General features: G+C 54.0%; 17 protein-coding genes. 6 read left to right on the top strand and 11 right to left on the bottom strand.

Features of this window, described 5'->3' with window-relative positions; genetic code table 11:
- Positions 1-103 precede the first annotated feature (103 nt).
- The 4 genes from LMS44_RS08745 to LMS44_RS08730 all read left to right on the top strand — a co-directional run bounded on the left by LMS44_RS08745 (position 104) and on the right by LMS44_RS08730 (position 3,287).
- The gene (locus tag LMS44_RS08745; RefSeq protein ID WP_159176637.1) at positions 104-1,612 is read left to right on the top strand and encodes a penicillin-binding protein activator; all 1,509 of its coding nucleotides are present in this window, start codon (positions 104-106) and stop codon (positions 1,610-1,612) included.
- A complete protein-coding gene (locus tag LMS44_RS08740) occupies positions 1,602-1,973 on the top strand; it encodes a YraN family protein (RefSeq protein ID WP_022523915.1) in 372 nt (123 codons plus the stop codon). Before LMS44_RS08745 ends, LMS44_RS08740 begins: the two co-directional genes overlap by 11 nt.
- A gap of 86 nt (positions 1,974-2,059) precedes the next feature.
- Entirely contained in the window at positions 2,060-2,650 is a 591-nt protein-coding gene (locus tag LMS44_RS08735; RefSeq protein ID WP_007114714.1) for a phosphoheptose isomerase, read from the top strand.
- 64 nt (positions 2,651-2,714) lie between these two features.
- Positions 2,715-3,287: a BON domain-containing protein gene (locus LMS44_RS08730; RefSeq protein WP_022523916.1), complete on the top strand. Its 573-nt coding sequence runs from the start codon at positions 2,715-2,717 to the stop codon at positions 3,285-3,287.
- Between the two features lie 88 nt (positions 3,288-3,375).
- Here LMS44_RS08730 and LMS44_RS08725 read toward each other — a convergent pair whose 3' ends face one another.
- The 8 genes from LMS44_RS08725 to zapE form a co-directional block, all read right to left on the bottom strand.
- Complete coding sequence (locus LMS44_RS08725; protein ID WP_009287785.1) at positions 3,376-3,882, bottom strand: ClpXP protease specificity-enhancing factor; 507 nt, start codon at positions 3,880-3,882, stop codon at positions 3,376-3,378.
- Positions 3,883-3,948: 66 nt separating this feature from the next.
- Positions 3,949-4,575 carry a stringent starvation protein SspA gene (gene sspA / locus LMS44_RS08720; RefSeq protein WP_007114711.1) on the bottom strand — a complete coding sequence of 209 codons (627 nt, stop codon included), beginning with the start codon at positions 4,573-4,575 and terminating at the stop codon, positions 3,949-3,951.
- Positions 4,576-4,724: 149 nt separating this feature from the next.
- The gene (locus tag LMS44_RS08715; protein WP_414121122.1) at positions 4,725-5,492 is read right to left on the bottom strand and encodes a cytochrome c1; all 768 of its coding nucleotides are present in this window, start codon (positions 5,490-5,492) and stop codon (positions 4,725-4,727) included.
- The gene (locus LMS44_RS08710; RefSeq protein ID WP_009287783.1) at positions 5,492-6,751 is read right to left on the bottom strand and encodes a cytochrome b; all 1,260 of its coding nucleotides are present in this window, start codon (positions 6,749-6,751) and stop codon (positions 5,492-5,494) included. The genes LMS44_RS08715 and LMS44_RS08710 overlap by 1 nt, the downstream gene beginning before the upstream one ends.
- Complete coding sequence (gene petA, locus LMS44_RS08705; protein ID WP_022523917.1) at positions 6,751-7,350, bottom strand: ubiquinol-cytochrome c reductase iron-sulfur subunit; 600 nt, start codon at positions 7,348-7,350, stop codon at positions 6,751-6,753. The genes LMS44_RS08710 and petA overlap by 1 nt, the downstream gene beginning before the upstream one ends.
- Positions 7,351-7,558: 208 nt before the next feature.
- Positions 7,559-7,948, bottom strand: a complete 390-nt coding sequence (gene rpsI, locus LMS44_RS08700) for a 30S ribosomal protein S9 (RefSeq protein ID WP_022523918.1) — start codon at positions 7,946-7,948, stop codon at positions 7,559-7,561.
- 13 nt (positions 7,949-7,961) lie between these two features.
- Positions 7,962-8,390: a 50S ribosomal protein L13 gene (gene rplM, locus LMS44_RS08695; protein WP_022523919.1), complete on the bottom strand. Its 429-nt coding sequence runs from the start codon at positions 8,388-8,390 to the stop codon at positions 7,962-7,964.
- A gap of 184 nt (positions 8,391-8,574) precedes the next feature.
- The gene (gene zapE / locus LMS44_RS08690) at positions 8,575-9,771 is read right to left on the bottom strand and encodes a cell division protein ZapE (RefSeq protein ID WP_138800073.1); all 1,197 of its coding nucleotides are present in this window, start codon (positions 9,769-9,771) and stop codon (positions 8,575-8,577) included.
- 210 nt (positions 9,772-9,981) lie between these two features.
- Here zapE and LMS44_RS08685 point away from each other — a divergent pair, with 210 nt between their 5' ends.
- Positions 9,982-10,440 (top strand): Z-ring associated ZapG family protein, encoded by a 459-nt coding sequence (locus LMS44_RS08685; RefSeq protein ID WP_022523921.1) that lies wholly within the window; start codon positions 9,982-9,984, stop codon positions 10,438-10,440.
- Positions 10,441-10,494: 54 nt separating this feature from the next.
- On the opposite strand, the gene LMS44_RS08680 is transcribed toward LMS44_RS08685, so the two are convergent.
- The gene (locus LMS44_RS08680) at positions 10,495-11,256 is read right to left on the bottom strand and encodes a Nif3-like dinuclear metal center hexameric protein (protein WP_022523922.1); all 762 of its coding nucleotides are present in this window, start codon (positions 11,254-11,256) and stop codon (positions 10,495-10,497) included.
- A 128-nt stretch (positions 11,257-11,384) separates the two neighbouring features.
- Between LMS44_RS08680 and LMS44_RS08675 the strand changes: the two genes are divergently transcribed.
- A complete protein-coding gene (locus tag LMS44_RS08675; RefSeq protein WP_022523923.1) occupies positions 11,385-12,650 on the top strand; it encodes a Do family serine endopeptidase in 1,266 nt (421 codons plus the stop codon).
- 46 nt (positions 12,651-12,696) lie between these two features.
- Here the strand turns inward: LMS44_RS08675 and hisD are convergent, their stop codons facing one another.
- Both hisD and hisG read right to left on the bottom strand, forming a co-directional pair.
- On the bottom strand, positions 12,697-14,013 hold the full coding sequence (gene hisD, locus LMS44_RS08670; protein ID WP_236557280.1) for a histidinol dehydrogenase: 1,317 nt from the start codon (positions 14,011-14,013) through the stop codon (positions 12,697-12,699).
- A 25-nt stretch (positions 14,014-14,038) separates the two neighbouring features.
- Positions 14,039-14,692 carry an ATP phosphoribosyltransferase gene (gene hisG, locus LMS44_RS08665; RefSeq protein ID WP_022523925.1) on the bottom strand — a complete coding sequence of 218 codons (654 nt, stop codon included), beginning with the start codon at positions 14,690-14,692 and terminating at the stop codon, positions 14,039-14,041.
- Positions 14,693-14,735 lie beyond the last annotated feature (43 nt).

Here is a 14,735-nt window from a genome sequence, read left to right as displayed (position 1 = left end):
AATTCGTTGATGGCTTGCCCTGCTGGTGCGCTATGCTTGTGCAGTGGCTTGGTCAATCGCTGACAAGCAGCGACAGCGCAAATGGAAACCTAAGGAAGGATACATGAAACAGTCATTACGTGGCTTACTCGCCGCTGCCCTTGTGGCATTTCTCGTTGCTGGCTGTGCGATGCAATCGCCTAGCGTGGTAGATCGAGTGCCCGATGAAAACCCTGGCCAGCTACTCAGCCAAGCGGAACAGCAAGCGCCAGAGCAAGCCGCAAAAACACGCCTGGAAGCGGCTAATATTCTGGCCCGTCAAGGTGAGCGCGACAAAGCCTTCGAAACCGCCGATGGGATTGATGAAAGCTTGCTCTCAGAACCCGACCGGGTACGCTGGGCACTGCTATTTTCCGAGCTTGCCCGCGCGTTGAATGAACCCCGTGCCGTGCTGCGCGCCACTCAGGTACTCGGCGACGAGCTGCCGATGCAGGCTAACCAGCAGGAGCGGCTTGAAGAACGCCAGCGCTGGGCCCGTGAGGCGCTTGATCAGCCCAGCGGCGCAGTGAGCGTTGCGCTGCCAGAGCTTGAGGGTCAGGAAATACGCCGCATCGTGGTAGCACTGCCCGAATCAGGCCCGCTTAGCAGCGTCGCCAATACTATCGCTTCGGCTATGCGGCAGCACCATGACGCCAAGGGCAGCAACGTCGAGCTAAGCTTCCTGGACACCTCGCGCTACTCGATGGATGAGCTCTATGACCGCGCCCAACAAATGAATGCGCAGTTAATTATTGGCCCGCTGGATAAGGATCGAGTTACCCAGCTAGAACAGCGCGATAGCGTGCCGCTCCCTACACTGGCACTCAACTATGGTAGCGGTGATAACAATCAAGCCCAGCGACTCTTCCAGTACGGCCTTTCAGCTGAAGACGAAGCACGCCAAGTTGCCCGCCGCGCCTGGCAGGACGGGCACCGCCAAATGTCCATGATGGTTCCGGATAACGGCTGGGGCCGACGCGTAGGCGAAGCCTTCTGGAATGAGTGGCATAGCCAGGGTGGCGAAATCACCAACGCCGTGCGCTATAACCCGGATAGCTCGGTCTCCAATGCCGTACAAACCGCGCTCAGTGTTAGCGGTGATCGCGCGCGCCTAGGCAATATTGACGCCCTATTCCTGCTCGCACTGCCCGAGTATGCGCGCCAGGTACCGCCGACTATGGATTACTACTACGCTCCCAATCTGCCAATCTATGCCACCTCACACTTGCATGAAGGACGCCTACAGACTCGCCTCGATCAAGATCTAAACGATGTCATGTTCGTTGATATTCCCTGGCAAATCCCCGACGCCGCCGTTGGTGGCGAAGAGGCTCTGCCCTTTGCATCTACCTACCAAAGCCTGCGGGATGAATCAGACGCTTCCATGTTCCGCCTGATGGCAATGGGCGTTGATGCTTACGAGCTGGCTATCCGCTTTTCCAACCTTGGCGAGCTGAACGGCCTTCATGGCAGCACCGGCACTCTCTACTTAAGCGACGATGGCCGCATCTACCGCGAGCTGCCCTGGGCTAAATTCCAGAATGGCGTTCCATCACCTATTTTAATTCCTAACCTGATCGAAAGTGACGACTAACGCCCACACTGCCCGTGCCCGCGGCGCAGCCATTGAGCAGCTTGCCGCTCAATGGCTGCGCCAACAGGGGCTCACCCTTGTCACGCAGAATCATTACGTGAAAGGGGGTGAGCTTGACTTGGTAATGCGCGATGGCGATATTCTCGTCTTTGTTGAAGTCAAACACCGCACCACGACGCGCTACGGCCACCCGCTGGAAACCGTCACTTATCAGAAGCAACAGCGCCTGGTGCGTGCAGCACGGCTTTATATCGCCCGCGGCGGGCTTTCTTCACCCTGCCGCTTTGATATCCTGGCCATAACGGGTAAGCCGCCCAACCTGGAGTTTCACTGGGTAAAAGCTGCCTTTGATGCCTTTTGACTGTTTTTTAAAGCTGTTTGTATAAACTGGCTTTAAAAACGGTCTTTAAAAAACACTCTTTATCACTATTCAACCAGGAAGCCCTGATGGACTTTCAATCTCGGATACTCGGCCACTTCAACGCTAGCATCGACACCAAGACGTACGCCAGCGAAGTACTTCCGCCGTTCATTGAAGTGGCTAGCCAAATGATGGTGCAGTGCCTTGTCAGCGAAGGAAAAATTCTTGCCTGCGGCAATGGCGGCAGCGCTGGTGACAGCCAACACTTCTCCTCTGAACTGCTCAACCGCTTTGAGCGAGAACGCCCTAGCCTACCCGCACTGGCACTCACCACTGATACGTCCACGCTCACTTCAATCGCAAACGACTATAGCTACAACGAGGTGTTTTCAAAGCAGATTCGCGCCCTCGGGCAGCCCGGTGATGTACTCTTGGCCATCTCCACCAGTGGCAATTCGGGCAATATTGTGCAGGCCATTCAAGCCGCCCATGATCGCGATATGACCGTAGTTGCCCTTACCGGCCGCGACGGTGGCGATATGGCGTCACTGTTAGGCCAGGATGACTGCGAGATTCGCGTCCCGGCGACATCAACGGCCCGCATCCAGGAAGTTCACCTGCTGGTGATTCACTGTTTATGCGATCTTATCGATGAACAGTTGTTTGGCAGCGCTTAGTCGCCATTTGTACTGTGTTAACAACCACGATGTCTTTAACTGCTAGCATCAAAGGAGTCATACGATGACCCAACGCCTCTCCCCCCGCGGCTTCATGGCCGTTGCGCTTTGCGCGGCACTCTTCATTACCGGCTGCGCTAACAACTCAGCCTCCAATCAGTCCAACTATGCTCAGCGTAGCGACGATGTTGAAGCCATCGACACCACCATTGAGCGTGAAGTTGATGACGCGTTAAAGCGTGCTGACGCCCGGCTAGGCGATGCCCGCATTCGTGCCCACAGTTATAACGGCGTTGTGCTCCTGGTGGGCCAAGTACCCAGTGAAGAGCTTCGCGATATGGCGGGTGAAGTTACCAGCAACCTACGCGGTGTTACTGACATCCACAACGAACTCACCATCGCCGCTCGCCTACCGGCCAGCCAGCGCCTGACCGACACATGGCTCACCACGAATGTCGTCAGCCACCTGGCAACCAACGACCGCATCGACTCTTCAAAAATCAAAGTCACAACCGAAAATGCCAGCGTATATCTGATGGGCCGCGTGACCCGGGAAGAGGCTGACCGTATCGTCAATGCCGCTTCCTCGGTTGGTGGTGTACAACGAATCGTAAAAGTATTTGATTACCTAGACTAATCCACTGTTTTCCCATTGCGTTTTAGCAGCCACAAAAAAGCCTCGCTTAATAAGCGAGGCTTTTTTGTGGGCGGCACACCCCAGGGTGTTATTTAACGACCCGCAGGGTGGGTTTTTTCTTCGTCTTGCTCTTAGCTTGAGACTCTTTTTCAGACGTATCCGCTGACGCCGTTGAGTCACTGTCACTCTTTTCGGAGACGGGCTCTGTGATCGACAGCTCAGGCTTACTAGAGGGCTTCTCTTCGTCCTCAATAGCGCCAAAAGAGTCGGCTCCATCACCTAGCTCAGGCTCATGACCAAAGACCATTCCTGCACCGTTCTCACGGGCGTAAATAGCGATTAAGGCCGGAGTCGGTATCATTACCTGCATAGGCTGCCCGCCAAAGCGCGCATTAAAGCCTATCGCCTGATTCTCCATAAAAAGATCACGTACCGCAGTCGGCGCCACGTTCAAAACGATCTGACCGTTTTGAACAAACTGACGGGGCACCTCAACGCCAGGCAAGGTAGCATCAACCACCAGGTAAGGCGTTAGCTCATTATCCAGCAACCACTCATAGAGTGCTCGGGCGAGATAGGGGCGACTCGATTTCATCTAGACTCCCTCCTCCTTACAAGAAAGGCTCCCTGCCCTTATCAAGCACAAAGGAGCCAAATGAATTCAAGCGCGCATCTCTTTTTCACGCTCACTTAAAGATGCCTTGAACGCTTCACGCTCGAATACTCGCGACATGTAGGACAGCAGCGGCTTAACCTGCTTCTCGGGCAATTCGATATTGAGTTCCGGCAAACGCCACAATACAGGCGCTAAACAACAATCCACCAGCGTAAACTCTTCGCTCATGAAGTAAGGCATATCCTCGAAAATTGGCGATATGCCGATCAGACTTTCACGCAACTCTTTACGCGCTTTATCTGCCTCTTTCTTTCCACCACTGCGAATCAGGTCGACCATTGGGCACCACTCGCGCTCAATGCGGTGCATCCATAGGCGGCTTTGCGCACGCGCTACTGGATAAACAGGCAATAGCGGAGGATGCGGGAAACGCTCATCCAGGTACTCCATCATAACTTTGGACTCATACAGCACCAAGTCACGATCTAACAGCGTCGGTACGCTGTTGTACGGATTGAGGTCTGCCAGCTCTTCCGGTGGTTTTTCGTCGAGTACATCGACGATGTCGACGGCAACCCCCTTCTCGGCCAGCACAATGCGCACACGATGACTGAAATGATCATCACTGCCTGAGTAAAAGATCATCGACGACCGTTTGGCCACAACACCCATGAAAGCATCCTCACATCAAAACAATCTTGGATAATAACACGCCAGCGCTACCTTAGGGGAAGCCAGCTTGCTTTGCTTTACTGCCATGCTGACAAGCAAAAGGCGCACGACTTACGCCGTGCGCCCCACTGACCATCAGCTACTGCTAATTAGTGGATATCTCGCCAGTACTCGCGCTTGAGCAGGTAAGCAATCACACCAAAAATGAAAATAAAGATCAGTACTTTAGGTGCCAGCGCCTGTGCTTGAAGCTTGGAGGGCTCACCTACATAAGCCAGGAAGTTAGTAAGATCATACATCGCCTCCTCAAATTCCGCAGGTTCGAGCTCCCCCGGCTCGGTCACTTGCAGCACGTTACAAGACTGATACTTGCCCGATAACGCATCCGGTTCTTGCCCTTCTACCGGGTGATCGGTTTCAGCACATACCAGCTCTTGCACGCCCTGCAGAGGCTCTAACACGTTCGGCATTGCCACTAGGTCAAACACCGTATTGTTAACGCCCGTGGGACGGCTAGGATCTTTGTAGAAACCGAGCAAATAAGAGTAAATCCAATCGGTCCCACGCACACGCGCCTTGAGCGACAGGTCGGGCGGCGGCGCACCAAACCAACCCTCCGCATCACCGCTGTTCATGGCGTTATGCATTTGATCGTTGTAAGCCAAATCTGACGAGAAAATCAAATTCTCTTCAACCAAATCCTGAGGCATCCCCAAGTCGTCTGCCGCACGCGAAAAGCGTTGATAGTTAAGCGAGTGACAGCCCATGCAGTAGTTAACATAGAGCTTCATGCCATTTTGCAACGAGGCCTGATCATGCAGATCAGGATCCATCGAGTGAGGCACACTTCCGCCCCCCGCAGCCATCGCGGTTACTGGCACTAAGGCGAAAAGGAGTCCAAATAGATACTTTTTCATTAGCCAGTCACCCTTTCCGGAACGGGTTTAGTCTTCTCCAGCTTGGTGTAGAACGGCATCAAGACAAAGAAGGCGAAATAGATCACGGTGCACGCCTGGGCTAGCAGTGTTCTACCCTCTGTCGATGGCAACACACCTAAAACACCCAGGATGACAAAACTGATAGCAAACAGCAGCAGCATGACTTTCGACATCCAGCCTTTGTAACGCATAGAGCGCACGGGGCTACGATCCAGCCAGGGCAGAACAAACAGGATTGCAATCGCCGCGCCCATAAAGATAACCCCTAGGAACTTGGCGTCTAAACCAAAGACCGAGAAGGTGATGGCGCGGAGAATGGCGTAGAACGGTGTCATATACCAAACGGGGGCAATGTGATCTGGTGTCTGCAGCGGGTTCGCCTGATCAAAGTTAGGCCGCTCAATAAAGTAGCCACCACCTTCGGGGAAGTAGAACACCACTACGCAGAAAACGAACAGGAACACTGCCACACCGACAAGGTCTTTCACCGTGTAGTAAGGGTGGAAAGGAATTCCATCCAACGGCACACCAGCCTCATCCTTCTTCTGCTTGATATCAATGCCGTCCGGGTTATTCGAGCCCACCTCATGCAAAGCAATGATGTGCAGCACAACCAGTGCCAGAATAACGATTGGCAGCGCAACCACATGCAGTGCAAAGAAGCGGTTTAGGGTAATGCCTGAAATCAGGAAGTCACCACGCACCCACTGTGCCAGGTCAGGGCCGATCGCCGGAATCGCTGAGAACAGCGAGATAATCACCTGCGCCCCCCAGTAGGACATTTGCCCCCACGGCAGCAGATAACCCATAAAGGCTTCCGCCATTAGCACCAGGTAAATAGTCATGCCGAAGACCCACACTAACTCGCGCGGGGCTTTATAAGAACCGTACAAAAGGCCACGGAACATATGCAGATAGACAACGAGGAAGAAGGCGGAGGCCCCCGTGGTGTGCATATAGCGAATCAACCACCCCCATTCCACATCACGCATGATGTATTCGACGGAATCGAAGGCACCTTCAGCTGAGGGGTTAAAGCTCATGGTCAACCAAACCCCGGTGAGGATTTGGTTGACCAGCGCCAGCAGCGCTAACGAGCCAAAGAAGTACCAGAAATTGAAGTTTTTCGGCGCGTAATATTTGGAGAGGTGCTCTTGCCACATCTGAGTAGCAGGGAAGCGATCATCCACCCAACGCATGAGGCCTTTTTCCGCCTTGGCTTTATTCGGATTACCCATTAGGCAGTCTCCTCATCTTCGCCGACGATAATGATATCGTCATTCTCAAAGCGGTAGGGTGGAACCTCAAGATTGGTCGGCGCAGGAACGTTGTTAAATACGCGACCAGCCAAATCAAAGCGGGAACCGTGGCATGGGCAGAAGAAACCACCCGGCCAGTTATCAACGCCTACGCCCTCTGCGTCGGGTTCAGGCCGGAATAACGGCGAACAGCCTAGGTGAGTACAAATACCGATCAACACCCCAATCTCGGGCTTGATAGAGCGCAATCCACCCTCGATATAAGCGGGCTGTTGTGGCTCTTCCGAATCCGGATCGGCCAGTTGCTCACCGCTCAGCGACTCAGTACGCTCGATCATTTCCGGCGTGCGATTAATGATCCATATTGGCCGACCACGCCACTCAACGGTCATACGCTGCCCAGGCTCAAGCTTGGAAATATCTGCTTGAACGGGAGCACCCGCCGCTCTTGCTTTGGCACTAGGCTGCCAAGAAGCCACAAAGGGTACCGCTACCCCGACAGCACCTACCGCACCCACAACGGAGGTGGCGCCTACGAGGAAACGGCGTCGGCCTTTGTTTACGCCGTTATCTGCCATTTCAGGTTTCTCCCATCAGCTTACCCGTTCCGCCACAAAGGCGTCTTGCGGCGACGAATATTAATTACGCTCTATGGTAAAAAAACAAAGCGCTGTGCACAAGAACAACCGCTCGTGACCATAGTGGTACGAGCAATATAATTTTTTGATATTCCAATAAAAAACGCCCAGGTCGATGACCTGGGCGTTTTTCCGCATAGCGTAAAAATTAACGCTTCGAGAACTGCGGACGACGACGTGCTTTGCGCAGACCGACTTTCTTACGTTCAACTTGACGTGCATCACGCGTTACGTAGCCAGCGGCACGTAGCGAAGGACGCAGGTCTTCATTGTAGTTCATCAGGGCACGTGTAATGCCGTGACGGATCGCACCAGCTTGAGAAGAACCACCACCACCAGCGACAGTCACGAAGATGTCAAACTGGTTCAGGGTTTCAGTCAGTTCAAGCGGCTGGCGAACAACCATACGACCGGTAACACGACCAAAATAGAGGTCAAGGTCTTGGTTGTTGACAGTAATTTTGCCAGAGCCCGGCTTCATAAACACGCGAGCGGTGGAAGTCTTGCGGCGCCCGGTACCGTAATACTGCTGTGTCATGGCGAAGATTTCCTCAGAGGTTCAGTTCAAGCGGCTGTTGGGCAGCATGCGGATGCTCGTCGCCAGCGTACACTTTCAACTTCGTGTACATGGCACGGCCCAAGGGACCTTTCGGCAACATACCTTTAACGGCAGACTCAATGATACGCTCGGGCGCATGATCAAGCATTTTGTCGAATGTCATAGAGCGCAGACCGCCCGGGTAACCAGTGTGGCGGTAATAGGTTTTAGCCTTCGCCTTATTACCAGTTACGTGGACTTTCTCTGCGTTGATCACGACGATGTAGTCGCCAGTATCAACGTGAGGGGTAAATTCGGGCTTATGCTTGCCACGTAGGCGGCGAGCAATCTCGGTTGCCAGACGACCGAGCGTTTTGTCCGTAGCGTCGACTACATACCAGTCGCGCTGGACGGACTGCGGCTTAGCACTGAACGTCTTCATGGATGAAATCACCAGATTAAATGTATTGGGTGACTTACACCGTTGTACGGCGAAGCACCATCCCTATTCTTTTTGGTTGCTGGTTTAACCCAGCAACATGCAGCGAGGCGGCATTCTACAGTAAGGCTACTGACAAGTTAAGCCGTATCGTGACTTTTTTACTGACCCGACACCCCGTCAGGCTTTAAGGCTTATGCGCCAGCGCCAAGTACTCCTTGGACTGCATCTCTTGTAGACGCGACAAAGTCCGCTGGAACTCGAACGTGAGCTTGCCATCGCTATACAGCTCTTCAATCGGCGCTTCCGCGGACATCAGTAGTTTGACGCCACGATCATAAAACTCATCGACCATATTGATGAAGCGGCGCGCCTGATCATCCTGCTTGGCATTCATACGCCTCACATTGGAAACCAGCACCGTATGAAATTCCCTGGCCAGTTCAATATAGTCATTTTGACTGCGCGGCCCGTCACACAGCTCAAGAAACTCAAACCAAGCGACATCATCATGCAGCCGACGCGTTTTCAACACACGGTGATTTACCTCTAGCGACGCCTCTGACTCGCCTTTGTGCCCGGCTATTTCCCGAAAGCTACGCGATAGTTCGCGCTCAGCCGCTTCATCCAGCGGCGAGTAGAAGATGGCCGCACGCTCCAATGCGCGCAGTCGATAATCCACCCCTGAATCGACATTAACCACCTCACAATGACGATTCACAAGCTCAATGGCTGGCAAAAAGCGCGCCCGCTGCAGGCCATCTTTATATAAATCATCAGGTACGATATTAGAGGTCGCCACCAATACCACTCCGCGCTCAAATAACGCCTCTAGCAAGTTGGCAAGAATCATCGCATCGGTAATATCTTTGACGAAAAATTCATCAAAGCAAATAACACGCGCCTCAGTGGCAAACTTACCCGCGATTAGGGTCAGTGGATTCTTTTCACCTTTATAGTGGGTCAGCTCGTTATGGACACGCTGCATAAAGCGGTGAAAATGGGTACGCATTTTGTCGGGAAAGGGCAAGGCTTCATAAAAGGTATCGACCAAGTAGGTTTTGCCCCGCCCTACCCCACCCCAAAAATAGAGGCCTTGGATATCAGGCAAGACAGGCTCATCAGCCAATGAGGATTTCTTGCCCATGAAACCCGCCATCTTGGCTTTTAACCCTTTATGGAGCCCCTTATTCGCAACCAGAGCTTTGGGAACGGTTGTTGGCGCAGCGACAAGCTCATCATAGAGCCGCTGTAGATGCTTTACGGCCAACTCCTGCGCTGCATCATATTGAAAATCATCGCGCTCTAAGTCCGCCCGATAGCGCTCTATAGGCGATGCAGGGCGCGTTTTTGACGATGCCCTACTCGCAGTTGTTGATAACATGCACTCGCCTCCCACAGCATGTAAGGCAGCCGCCAGTACATGACTGGCAACCTTGAAAAGGTTGTGATTATACCTGTAGAGACATCTAAGCGCATGAGCGGATTGACCCAACCGGCTGAGTGACGCCTATAATGGCAGCCTGTTTGATTCTTAAGCTGCTAGCATATGCAGCCTCTAAATCATTATATTCAAGGCGCCAGGGAGAACACTGTGGACGCGAGCTCACCATTAACGTTTGCCATAATCGGTTTTATCGTCGGCCTGATCATTGGAGCGGTTGCTTATCGCCTCTTCAGCAAAAGCCAGCGTGAAGCGGCTTCCATGCGCCAAAAGCTACTCGAACGCGAGCACCAGATTGCCGAGATGAAGAGCAGCGTGGGCAGCCATTTAACGGGTATTTATCAACGCCTAAGCAATATACGCGATGAAGCCAACCAGCTTGAGCTTCAACTGAAAGAGGACGCCGCGGAGTGGGATATTCGCGACGCTGCTATTCAGCCTAGCCTTGATCTCTCGGGTATTGATCCAGCGCGCGAGCAGCAGACGACGGCAGACGCCAGCTCCCCTTCGACGCCACGTGACTACGCGGATGGTAAGGGCGGCACGCTGTCAGAAGACTTTGGCTTGAAGAGCAATGAGGCGGCGACACCACAGCCACCGCGCTACTAATAATGATTGATCAGCCCCGGCTTCTGTTATCGGTGATCCGGGGCATTTAATGCGTTAAGCGGGATTATCAATATCCACAAAGCGGTGCTCAACGTCATACTCATCGCTTAGCCACTCGCCCAGCGCCTGAACACCATAACGTTCAGTGGCATGGTGCCCGGCGGCGATATAATGAATACCCATCTCCCTCGCCAGGTGAGTGGTTCGCTCGGATATCTCACCCGATACAAATACCTGTGCGCCCGACTCATAGGCGTCGGTGATCATGTCCTGCGCACCACCGGTACACCAGGCGATGCGCTCAATATCTCCCACCTGCGGGGCTTCAATGACCAACGGCTTGCGCTGTAAGGTTTGCGCTATTTGCGCTGCCAGCTTACTGACTGAGTGTGGCTGCGGTAATCGTCCTGACCACAAAAGCCCCTCCCCCAGCGCGCCATCAATGCATCCCTCTACTTTCCACCCCAAGTGACGGGCTAACTCCGCGTTATTGCCCATCTCGGCATGCGCATCCAGAGGCAGATGATACGCTAACAGACTAATGTCATGATCAAGCAGGGTTTTAATCCGCCGCTGCTTCATACCAGTAATCGCCACGGGCTCGTTTTTCCAAAAGTAACCGTGATGCACCAGCACCATATCTGCCTGCCAGGCAACGGCTTCGTCCAGCAGCGCTTGGCAGGCAGTAACACCGGTCATGATGCGCTTGACGTGCTCACTGCCCGCCACCTGTAAGCCATTAATGGTAAAATCTTTAAACTCTGCCGCACGTAACTGATGGTCACAAGCCGCTACTAGTTGATCACGATGAATCATATTGAGTCCTTTATTGATTTAACCGCACCCGTGAGGTAGCTGCTAAGAAAGTGTTACCATAAAACCATTGTAAAACTCGCTGCTTTATATCGCGAACAGCGAGACTGACCCGTTAAGGAATTGATTGCATGCGACGCTACGTGCTGCCTTATCTCTGGCCTGTTATCACTGGCGTACTGCTCGCGGTGGTGATTCTCTTCGCACTCCCCGAGCAGTTGCCCAACCCGTTTCGTGACTCGTCGCCTCAAGCCCCCCAAGTCGCCGCGCCGGTCATCTCGACGACACCAGAAGTGGTAGAACCCAACCCTAGTCGCCCTGCGCCTGAAATTCATCAGGCAGCGCCGCTTTCCCGGAACAAAGGCCCCGTCAGCTATGCTCAGGCAGTGGAGCAAGCCGCGCCGGCGGTAGTAAATATCTACTCATCGCGCATCGTTGAGCGCGACCAGCACCCACTGATGTCAGATCCATTTTTTCAGCAATTTTTTGATAACCAGGGAGATGACGCGACGACCCATCAACGCATGCTCTCAAGCTTGGGCTCTGGCGTTATAGTCAGTGAGGACGGCTACGTACTAACCAATCACCACGTCATCAACGGCGCCGATGAAATCCAGGTCGCTCTGCGCGACGGACGCGAAACCCTGGCAGAGGTGATCGGCACAGATCCTGAAAGTGATTTAGCCGTGCTAAGAATTAACCTGGACGATTTGCCAGTCATTGAACTCACAGACTCAGCCGACGTAGCGGTAGGCGACGTAGCGCTCGCTATTGGCAACCCTTTTGGTGTCGGTCAGACGGTCACCATGGGTATTATTAGTGCCACGGGGCGCAATCATTTAGGGCTAAACGCCTATGAAGACTTTATTCAAACAGATGCGGCTATCAACCCGGGTAACTCAGGTGGCGCGCTGGTCAATCCTGAGGGCGCCATGGTCGGCATTAATACGGCTATTTTCTCGCGCTCAGGTGGCTCCCAAGGCATTGGCTTTGCCATTCCTGCCAACCTTGCCCACAGCATTCTGGATGAACTGGTCACTCAAGGACGGGTAATTCGTGGCTGGTTAGGCATTGAAGCGCAAGCACTATCACGGGAACTGGCAGCCTCTTTTGGACTGCAAACACCCCAAGGTGTGATCGTCGCGGGGGTGGTCAGCGGAGGGCCTGCCGCGGAAGCGGGGCTAGAGCCAGGCGATGTGCTTCTCTCTGTCAATGGCCAGCCGATTCTGGATGCCCGCACCACGATGAGTGAAATCGCCTCTATCGCCCCCGGCACCTCGCTACCACTCACCATCGTCCGTAGCGGCGAGCGCCTGGAGATGACCCTCGAAGTGGGCGAACGCCCACTCCCTACCATCCCAATTAATGAAGAGACTCCTGGCCCACGCGACTCGTAGCCTGTTTACAAAACGCGCTGGCGTAGCGCAAAGCGCATTGGCAGTATCAATCGCGAATCCGGTACTCCGCGGAGCGGGCGTGGGCGGTGAGTGATTCACCTCGCGCCAATACCGAGGCGATTTTGCCCAGCTCAGAAGCACCGTCTGCGGAGCAGTGAATAATCGAAGAGCGCTTCTGGAAATCGTAAACCCCCAACGGTGAAGAGAAGCGCGCCGTGCCAGAGGTAGGCAGCACGTGATTTGGCCCAGCACAGTAATCACCCAGCGCTTCGGCGGTGTAACGCCCCATAAAGATTGCCCCGGCATGGCGAATATCGTCCAACCATGTCTCGGGGGCAGACACCGAAAGCTCCAGGTGCTCAGGAGCAATCCGGTTAATCAACGTAATCGCTTCTTGGGCGTCCTGGCAGAGCACTAACGCTCCTCGCTTACGCAGCGACTCACGCACGATCTCTTCCCGCTCTAAGGTCGGCAGTAGCCGCTCAATTGCCGACTCCACAGCATCTAAGTGTCCGGCATCCCAGCTCACCAAGATCGCCTGGGCATCTTCGTCGTGTTCGGCTTGAGAAAATAGATCCATTGCCAGCCAATCGGGATCAGTCTGACCATCGGAAACCACCATAATCTCCGAGGGCCCGGCAATCATATCAATGCCCACTTGACCAAATACTGCACGCTTCGCCGTGGCCACATAAATATTGCCCGGCCCAACTATTTTATCGACTCGGGGGACACTTTCAGTGCCGTAGGCAAGCGCGGCTACGGCCTGAGCGCCACCGATGGTAAACACATAGTCGACTCCCGCCAGGTGGGCCGCTGCCAGCACCAACTCATTGAGCACGCCATCCGGCGTAGGCACGACCATAACGATTTCGCGCACACCGGCCACATGGGCCGGAATCGCATTCATCAGCACTGACGAGGGATAGGCAGCCTTGCCACCAGGAACATAAATACCGGCGCGATCCAGGGGGGCAACTTTCTGCCCCAGTACCGTGCCGTCTGCTTCTTCGTATTGCCAGGAGCTGGGCTTCTGACGCTCGTGGTAGCACTTAATCCGCTCGGCGGCGCTGGAAAGCGCCTCGCGCTGCTCAGCAGGCAAGCTATCAAACGCTCTTTTCAACTGCTCGGGCGTTAACTGCAATTCGTCCATCGAGGTAGCCGCAAGTCGGTCAAAACGATTCGTGGCTTCCACTACCGCAGCATCGCCGCGCTGCTTTACACTGGCAAGAATTTCTTCGACCCGCGCCTGCACCGCTTTGTCAGACACCCCTTCCCAATCTAACAGCGCATCAAGTCGATGGTTAAAGGCATCATCGCTTGTCGATAGGCGTGAAATCGTTGCAGTCGTCTGTTTGCTCATGGGTTCACTCATGGGTCACCTCACATCATTCGGCAAGCTGGGTCTGACGCTTTTTGACCGCACTGTCCAAGCGCTCTAGTAACGGCTTAATACGCTCATGCTTCATGGTCATGGCGGCCTTATTCACCACCAGCCGGGTGCTGATATGGGCAATAAGCTCACGCGGCTCCATACCATTCGCCCGCAGGGTATTGCCAGTATCGACGATATCGACAATTTCATCGGCGAGATTCATTAACGGCGCCAGTTCCATAGCGCCATAAAGTTTGATCACCTCAGCCTGAATTCCCTGCTCGGCGTAGTAGCGTCGCGCCACGTTAACAAATTTCGTTGCCACCCGACGCCGGGCACGGGCTGGCAACTGGCCGGTCACACCCGCAGTCATCAACTTACAGCGGGCAATTTCCAAATCCAACGGCTCATAAAGCCCTTCGGCACCGTGCTCAAGCAGCACATCTTTACCTGCGATACCGACATCGGCTGCCCCTAGCTGAACGTAGGTGGGCACGTCGGTGGCACGGATAATCACCAGTTTTACGTCGGGCAAGTTGGTATCAAATAGCAGCTTACGACTTTTGCTTAAATCCTCTGCAGGTGTAATACCCGCATCGGCCAGTAGTGGCAGCGTCTCTTCCAGAATACGGCCCTTCGAGAGGGCTAAAATCAATTGCTTACTCATCGTGTTGCCCAGTGGTTATTAGCATGCAGGGGCTTAGCAGCAG

This window comes from Halomonas profundus, from assembly GCF_020865425.1.
GTDB classification, from domain to species: Bacteria; Pseudomonadota; Gammaproteobacteria; order Pseudomonadales; family Halomonadaceae; genus Vreelandella; species Vreelandella titanicae.
This window is presented reverse-complemented; position numbering and strand designations above follow the sequence as displayed.

Bases quoted from the DNA above. Each gene is read 5' to 3' on its own strand.
- LMS44_RS08725 (WP_009287785.1), bottom strand. From the start codon at position 3,882: ATGAAATCGAGTCGCCCCTATCTCGCCCGAGCACTCTATGAGTGGTTG.
- LMS44_RS08735 (WP_007114714.1), top strand. From the start codon at position 2,060: ATGGACTTTCAATCTCGGATACTCGGCCACTTCAACGCTAGCATCGAC.
- LMS44_RS08730 (WP_022523916.1), top strand. From the start codon at position 2,715: ATGACCCAACGCCTCTCCCCCCGCGGCTTCATGGCCGTTGCGCTTTGC.
- hisD (WP_236557280.1), bottom strand. From the start codon at position 14,013: ATGAGCAAACAGACGACTGCAACGATTTCACGCCTATCGACAAGCGAT.
- LMS44_RS08715 (WP_414121122.1), bottom strand. From the start codon at position 5,492: ATGAAAAAGTATCTATTTGGACTCCTTTTCGCCTTAGTGCCAGTAACC.
- LMS44_RS08745 (WP_159176637.1), top strand. From the start codon at position 104: ATGAAACAGTCATTACGTGGCTTACTCGCCGCTGCCCTTGTGGCATTT.
- hisG (WP_022523925.1), bottom strand. From the start codon at position 14,692: ATGAGTAAGCAATTGATTTTAGCCCTCTCGAAGGGCCGTATTCTGGAA.
- rpsI (WP_022523918.1), bottom strand. From the start codon at position 7,948: ATGACACAGCAGTATTACGGTACCGGGCGCCGCAAGACTTCCACCGCT.
- zapE (WP_138800073.1), bottom strand. From the start codon at position 9,771: ATGTTATCAACAACTGCGAGTAGGGCATCGTCAAAAACGCGCCCTGCA.
- petA (WP_022523917.1), bottom strand. From the start codon at position 7,350: ATGGCAGATAACGGCGTAAACAAAGGCCGACGCCGTTTCCTCGTAGGC.
- LMS44_RS08710 (WP_009287783.1), bottom strand. From the start codon at position 6,751: ATGGGTAATCCGAATAAAGCCAAGGCGGAAAAAGGCCTCATGCGTTGG.
- LMS44_RS08675 (WP_022523923.1), top strand. From the start codon at position 11,385: ATGCGACGCTACGTGCTGCCTTATCTCTGGCCTGTTATCACTGGCGTA.
- sspA (WP_007114711.1), bottom strand. From the start codon at position 4,575: ATGGGTGTTGTGGCCAAACGGTCGTCGATGATCTTTTACTCAGGCAGT.
- LMS44_RS08680 (WP_022523922.1), bottom strand. From the start codon at position 11,256: ATGATTCATCGTGATCAACTAGTAGCGGCTTGTGACCATCAGTTACGT.
- rplM (WP_022523919.1), bottom strand. From the start codon at position 8,390: ATGAAGACGTTCAGTGCTAAGCCGCAGTCCGTCCAGCGCGACTGGTAT.